We start from the raw sequence: 5,779 nt of genomic DNA on the forward strand, positions 1-5,779 counted from the left end.
GGATGCCGTGCGCCTGGGCGTCTCGCGACCCGGAGCGGCGTCGCGCGAGGGCGGCGGCGGTGCCGAGGGCGAGCGGAGGGCGGATGCCGCGGCATCCGCCTCTTCCGACAGCAGCGCGTCGAGTCGGTCGATGCGGCCGCGCCACAGGTCTTCGTACGAGCGGAGCAGTTGCTGCGCCCGGTCCAGGGCGGCGGGGTCGGCACGCACGAGCCTGACCCTCCCCTCCGCGCGCTTGGTGATCAGCCGCGCCTCGGCGAGCACGGTGATGTGCTTCGACACCGCCGCGAATGACATCGCGTAGGCCGCCGCGAGCTGGGTCACCGACTGCTCGGCGACCAGCGTGCGCCGCACGATGTCGCGGCGCGTGGCATCGGCGAGGGCGTGGAACACCCGGTCGATGTCGGCGTCGCTCTGTTGTTCAACCATTTGGTTGCACGTTAGCGGTGATCGATCCGGGGGGCAAGAGGTAGGCGACCGTGCACCATGGCTCCGCCTTCAGGGGTCGCCCGAGCGAATCCGCTAATCGAAGGACAATCCTGCCGCAAGACCGCCCTCGGATACCCCCACGGGGTATACGCTCACCGGGTCGGCACGAGAGGAGGACCCATGGGGGACCAGGGCCTGAGGGGACAGCACGACTCGATGCACTCTGCACCCGGAGACCACGCGGAGCACGCGAATCACCAGGACCATGCCGCCCACACCGGACACAGTGACCACCGCGGCCACGCCGGACACGGCGGCCACGCCGGACACGGCGATCACGTCGCCGCTTTCCGAGGACTGTTCTGGATCATGCTCGTGCTGGCTGTGCCGGTCGTCGCGTTCTCGCCGATGTTCGCGATGCTGCTGGGCTATCCGCTGCCGGATGCCGCGTGGCTCGGGTGGATCTCGCCGGTCCTGGGCACCGTGATGTACGTCTGGGGCGGATCGCCGTTCCTGACCGGCGCCGTGTCGGAGGTGCGCTCCCGCGCGCCGGGCATGATGCTGCTCATCGCGCTGGCCATCACCGTGGCCTTCCTCGCATCGTGGGGGGCGAGTCTCGGCATCCTGGATCATGAACTCGACTTCTGGTGGGAGCTCGCGCTGCTCATCGTGATCATGCTGCTCGGGCACTGGATCGAGATGCGATCGCTCGCTCAGACCACCTCGGCGCTCGACTCGCTCGCCGCGCTCCTTCCCGACGAGGCCGAGCGCGTCGAGGGCGATTCCACGGTCACCGTGCCGCCGTCGGAGTTGCGCGTCGACGACGTCGTCGTGGTGCGGCCGGGGGCGCGGGTGCCCGCCGACGGACAAATCGTCCAGGGCGCGGCGAGCATGGACGAGTCGATGATCACGGGCGAATCGCGCCCGGTCCGTCGTGTCGAGGGCGATGCCGTCGTTGCGGGCACGGTGGCCACCGACTCGGGCGTGCGAGTCCGCATCACGGCGGTCGGTGACGACACCGCCCTCGCCGGCATCCAGAAGCTCGTGTCGGATGCGCAGAACTCGTCGTCGCGCGCGCAGCGCATCGCCGATCGTGCGGCCGCGTGGCTGTTCTGGTTCGCGCTCGGCTCCGCCGTCATCACGGCGGTGGCCTGGACGCTCATCGGCCTGCCCGATGAAGCGGTGGTGCGCACGATCACCGTGCTCGTCATCGCGTGCCCTCACGCGCTCGGCCTCGCCATCCCGCTCGTGGTCTCGATCGCGACGGAGCGGGCCGCGCGCGCCGGTGTGCTCGTGAAGGACCGTCTTGCCCTGGAGAGCATGCGGTCCGTCGACACCGTGCTGTTCGACAAGACCGGAACGCTCACCGCAGGCGCCCCCGCGGTGACGGCCGTCGCCCCCACCGCCGACGCCGACGCGGACCGCGTGCTCGCGTGGGCCGCCGCGGCGGAATCCGATTCCGAGCACCCGCTGGCTCGGGCGATCGTCGCCGCCGCGGAGGCCAAGGCGCTCACGGTGCCGCGCGCCGACGATTTCTCGTCGGCTCCCGCCGTCGGCGTGCGCGCTCGGGTCGAGGGCAGAGTCGTCGAAGTCGGCGGGCCGCACCTGCTCGAGGAGAAGGGGCTCGACGAGATCGATGCGGCGCACGCGTGGCGCGATGAGGGGGCGATCATCCTGCACGTCGTGGTCGACGGTGCGGTCGCCGGAGCCCTGCGGCTCGCCGACGAGGTGCGCCCCGAGTCGATCCGCGCCGTGCGGTCGCTGCGCGAGCGGGGCGTGGAGGTCGTGATGATCACGGGCGACGCCGAGGCCGTCGCCGCGTCCGTGGCCGAGGCCGTCGGGATCGACCGGTACTTCGCGGGCGTGCGCCCCGAGGACAAGTCGTCGAAGGTCGAGCAGCTGCAGAGCGAGGGCAGGACGGTGGCGATGGTCGGCGACGGCGTCAACGACGCCCCGGCTCTCGCGCAGGCCGACGTGGGCATCGCGATCGGGGCGGGGACCGACGTGGCGATCGCCTCCGCCGGGGTGATCCTGGCGCACGACGACCCCCGAGCCGTCCTGTCCGCGATCGACCTGTCACGTGCCGCCTACCGCAAGATGACGCAGAACCTGTGGTGGGCCGCGGGCTACAACCTGCTCTCGGTGCCGCTGGCGGCGGGCGTGCTCGCCCCCATCGGATTCGTGCTGCCGATGTCGATCGGGGCGATCCTGATGTCGCTATCGACCATCGTCGTCGCCGTCAACGCTCAGCTGCTCCGGCGCCTCGACCTGCGGCCGGCGGACGACCCCGAGCGCTGAGCCACCGCCTAGCCTGAGAGAGAAGGACGACGATGCTCGCAGGGACATCGGTGCTGCGCGACGCCCAGACGCGGCAACCGGCGCTCGTCGCGGTCCTGGCGATGGTCGCGGCTGCGCTCATCGTCGGCCTGCTCGGGATGCACGTCCTCAACGACCGGGCCACGATGACCGGTCATCACGGCACCGCCGCGATCGCCGCCCCGGCGGAGTCGGATCATATCCACCCGGTCGACACGAACCTGGCAATGATGAGCGCACAGGCGACGGATGCCGCGGATCCGGTCTGCGAGGACTGCGGCGGCGACCACGCCATGTCCGAGATGGGCTGCATCCTCGCGCTCGTGGTGGCGGCCCTCCTCGTCTTCGCGGCGGCGTCGGCGCTCCGCCGGCTCGCCCTGCGCGATCTCCTGACTCTCGAGGACATACGACGCAGCGCGCGTCAGGCCCCCGGCCGACCCCCCTCGCTGATCTCCCTCTGCGTCTGTCGGACGTGAGCTGCGCGCGACAGCGCGCGACCCCTCACCCCAACAGCGCCCGCACCCGGGCGAACGACAAGGAGAAATCAATGAAGACCCGATTCGCGGCTGCGGCCGCTCTTCCCCTGGCCGCCATTCTCGCCCTCGCAGGATGCTCCGGCACGAGCGGATCCGGATCGATGCCCGGCATGGATCACGGCTCCGGCCCGATGGCGACGGCCACCACGGCCGCCGACGCATCGGAGACCGACATCATGTTCGTCACGATGATGATCCCGCACCACGAGCAGGCCATCGAGATGTCGGACACCCTGCTCGGCAAGACGGGTGTCGACGACCGCGTCACCGCCCTCGCCGAGCAGATCAAGGCCGCCCAAGGCCCCGAGATCGAGACGATGGAGGGGTGGCTCTCGGACTGGGGCGTGTCGATGAGCGGGGGCATGAGCGGCATGGATCACGGCGGAATGATGTCGAAGTCCGACATGCAGGAGCTCGCGGATGCCGAGGGCGGCGACGCGGCCCGTCTGTACCTCGAGCAGATGATCGAGCACCACGAGGGTGCCGTCGACATGGCCCAGGACGAGATCGACGACGGACAGAACAGCGAGGTCGTCGACCTGGCCCGCTCGATCGTCGACAGCCAGACGGCCGAGACCGCCACGATGAAAGACCTGCTCGCCTCCCTGTGAGCAGCGGCGGGGCCGGAGCATCGCGGCGCTCCGGTCCCGCTCCCCCGCTCAGGCGAGCGTGAGGAACAGCTTCTCGAGTTCCTCGACCGTGAGCCGGCCGGGGGCTTCGTCTTCGGCATCCGGACCATCCGGATCCACGATGCACTGCTTCATCGCGGTCGAGATGATCGCGAAGCCCGCGCGGTCGATCGCGCTGCTGACCGCGGCGAGCTGCGTGACGACGTCGCGGCAGTCGCCGCCGCCCTCGACGGCCGCGATCACGGCGGCGAGCTGACCCTGCGCGCGGCGGAGTCGGTTGGCGACCTTCTTCACGGCCTGGGGGTCGTGCAGACTGCGGTCACTCATGCGTCTCTCCTCTGTCGGGCGTCGGCGCGGTCGCCTCTCGGCCGGCCAGCCAGGTGCGGTATCCGCCGTCGAGGTTACGCACGTCGTGGCCGAGTTGCGTCAGCAGCCGCGCGGCCGTGTGCCCGCGCTGCCCGACCTGGCAGTGCACGATCACCGGGCCGTCGGGGATCTCGTCGTGGCGGGCACGGAGTTCGTCGAGCGGCAGGTTGACGGCCCCCGGGATGGCGCCCGCGGCGTGCTCGGCGGCGGTGCGCACGTCGATGAGCGTCGCACCGTCGGCGAGTGCCGCGGGCAGCTCGTGCCACTGCATGGCATCCGTCGTCCCCTCGGCGAGATTCTGGGCGACGTAGCCGATCATGTTGACCGGATCCTTCGCCGACCCGTACTGCGGTGCGTAAGCGAGTTCGACCTGCGAGAGAGCGGATGCCGTGAGCCCGGCCGCCATCGCCACCGCGATCACGTCGATGCGCTTGTCTACGCCGTCGCCGCCGACGATCTGCGCCCCGAGGATGCGGTCCGACGCGGGGTCGACGAGCAGCTTCATCGCCATCGTCTGCGCCCCCGGGTAGTAGGTCGCGTGGGAGGCGGGGTGGGTGTGGATGACACGGTGGGCCCGGCCTTCGGCGCGGAGACGTCGCTCGCTCGACCCGACGAAGGCGATCGTCGTGCCGAACAGTCCGAGCACGGCGGTGCCGAGCGCGGGGCGCGCCTCGGAGGGGTCGAGGCCCGCGATGTCATCGGCGATGGCGCGGCCGTGCCGGTTGGCGAGTCCCGCCATCGTGACCAGGGTCGGCTCACCATCGAGGTGATCGCGCTTCTCGACACCGTCGCCGGCGGCCCAGACATGCGGGACAGAGGTGCGCTGGCGCCCGTCGACCGAGATACCTCCCGACGGCCCCACCTCGATGCCGGCGAGGGCCGCGAGCCCGCGGTCTGGCCGCACACCGCTCGCCTCGACGACGAGCACGGCCTCGAGCGCGGTCCCGTCATCGAGCCGCACGGTGCCCGCTTCGGCGCCGACGATCGTCGCACCGAGCCGCACGTCGACGCCCGCCTCGCGCAGCACCGCGAGAAGAGGGGCCGCCATCTCGGGATCCAGGGGCGACAGCACCTGACGGCCGCGGCTCACCAGCGTCACGTGCGCCCCACGCGCGACGAGGTTCTCGACCGCTTCGAGGCCGATGAACCCCGCCCCCGCCACGACGACCCGTGGCGCGGGGCCGGCACCCTCGAGCACCTCGACCACCCGGTCCACGTCTTGCACGCTGCGCAGCGTGTGGGTGGGGACTCCGCTCGCGGAGGGCCCCGGAGCGGCCGCCGCCCCGGTGGCGATGACGAGGTCGTCGTAGGCCTCGACGGACTCGGTGCCCGCAGCCACGTCGCGCACGGTCACCGTTCGCGCAGCCGTGTCGATGGACATCACCTCGTGACCCACACGCACGTCGAGGGCGAAGCGGGCGGCGAGCGACTCCGGCGTCTGCAGGAGCAGCGACGACCGATCCGCGATCACGCCGCCCACGTGATACGGCAGCCCGCAGTTCGCGA

At 71.3% G+C, this 5,779-nt stretch carries 5 protein-coding genes and 1 pseudogene; 3 read left to right on the forward strand and 3 right to left on the reverse strand.

Translation table 11 applies throughout. The annotated features are described in order from the left end of the window. Positions 1-102: 102 nt before the first annotated feature. Positions 103-426: pseudogene (locus QZ433_RS04720) on the reverse strand (metalloregulator ArsR/SmtB family transcription factor); the annotation flags it as partial. Between the two features lie 216 nt (positions 427-642). Here QZ433_RS04720 and QZ433_RS04725 point away from each other — a divergent pair. From QZ433_RS04725 to QZ433_RS04735, 3 genes are all read left to right on the forward strand, one after another. Next, positions 643-2,724 (forward strand): heavy metal translocating P-type ATPase, encoded by a 2,082-nt coding sequence (locus tag QZ433_RS04725; protein WP_295780276.1) that lies wholly within the window; start codon positions 643-645, stop codon positions 2,722-2,724. Positions 2,725-2,756: 32 nt separating this feature from the next. After that, positions 2,757-3,218, forward strand: a complete 462-nt coding sequence (locus tag QZ433_RS04730) for a DUF6153 family protein (RefSeq protein ID WP_295780278.1) — start codon at positions 2,757-2,759, stop codon at positions 3,216-3,218. A 71-nt stretch (positions 3,219-3,289) separates the two neighbouring features. Then, entirely contained in the window at positions 3,290-3,889 is a 600-nt protein-coding gene (locus QZ433_RS04735) for a DUF305 domain-containing protein (RefSeq protein WP_295780280.1), read from the forward strand. Between the two features lie 48 nt (positions 3,890-3,937). Here QZ433_RS04735 and QZ433_RS04740 read toward each other — a convergent pair whose 3' ends face one another. Then, positions 3,938-4,234, reverse strand: a complete 297-nt coding sequence (locus QZ433_RS04740; RefSeq protein ID WP_264629660.1) for a metal-sensitive transcriptional regulator — start codon at positions 4,232-4,234, stop codon at positions 3,938-3,940. Further along, positions 4,227-5,779 (reverse strand): FAD-dependent oxidoreductase (locus QZ433_RS04745; protein ID WP_295780282.1); only part of this gene is annotated, 1,553 nt, incomplete at its 5' end. The genes QZ433_RS04740 and QZ433_RS04745, both read right to left, overlap by 8 nt.

This window comes from uncultured Microbacterium sp., from assembly GCF_913776565.1.
In the GTDB taxonomy this organism is placed as follows: Bacteria; Actinomycetota; Actinomycetes; order Actinomycetales; family Microbacteriaceae; genus Microbacterium.

Bases quoted from the DNA above. Each gene is read 5' to 3' on its own strand.
- QZ433_RS04725 (WP_295780276.1), top strand. From the start codon at position 643: ATGCACTCTGCACCCGGAGACCACGCGGAGCACGCGAATCACCAGGAC.
- QZ433_RS04730 (WP_295780278.1), top strand. From the start codon at position 2,757: ATGCTCGCAGGGACATCGGTGCTGCGCGACGCCCAGACGCGGCAACCG.
- QZ433_RS04735 (WP_295780280.1), top strand. From the start codon at position 3,290: ATGAAGACCCGATTCGCGGCTGCGGCCGCTCTTCCCCTGGCCGCCATT.
- QZ433_RS04740 (WP_264629660.1), bottom strand. From the start codon at position 4,234: ATGAGTGACCGCAGTCTGCACGACCCCCAGGCCGTGAAGAAGGTCGCC.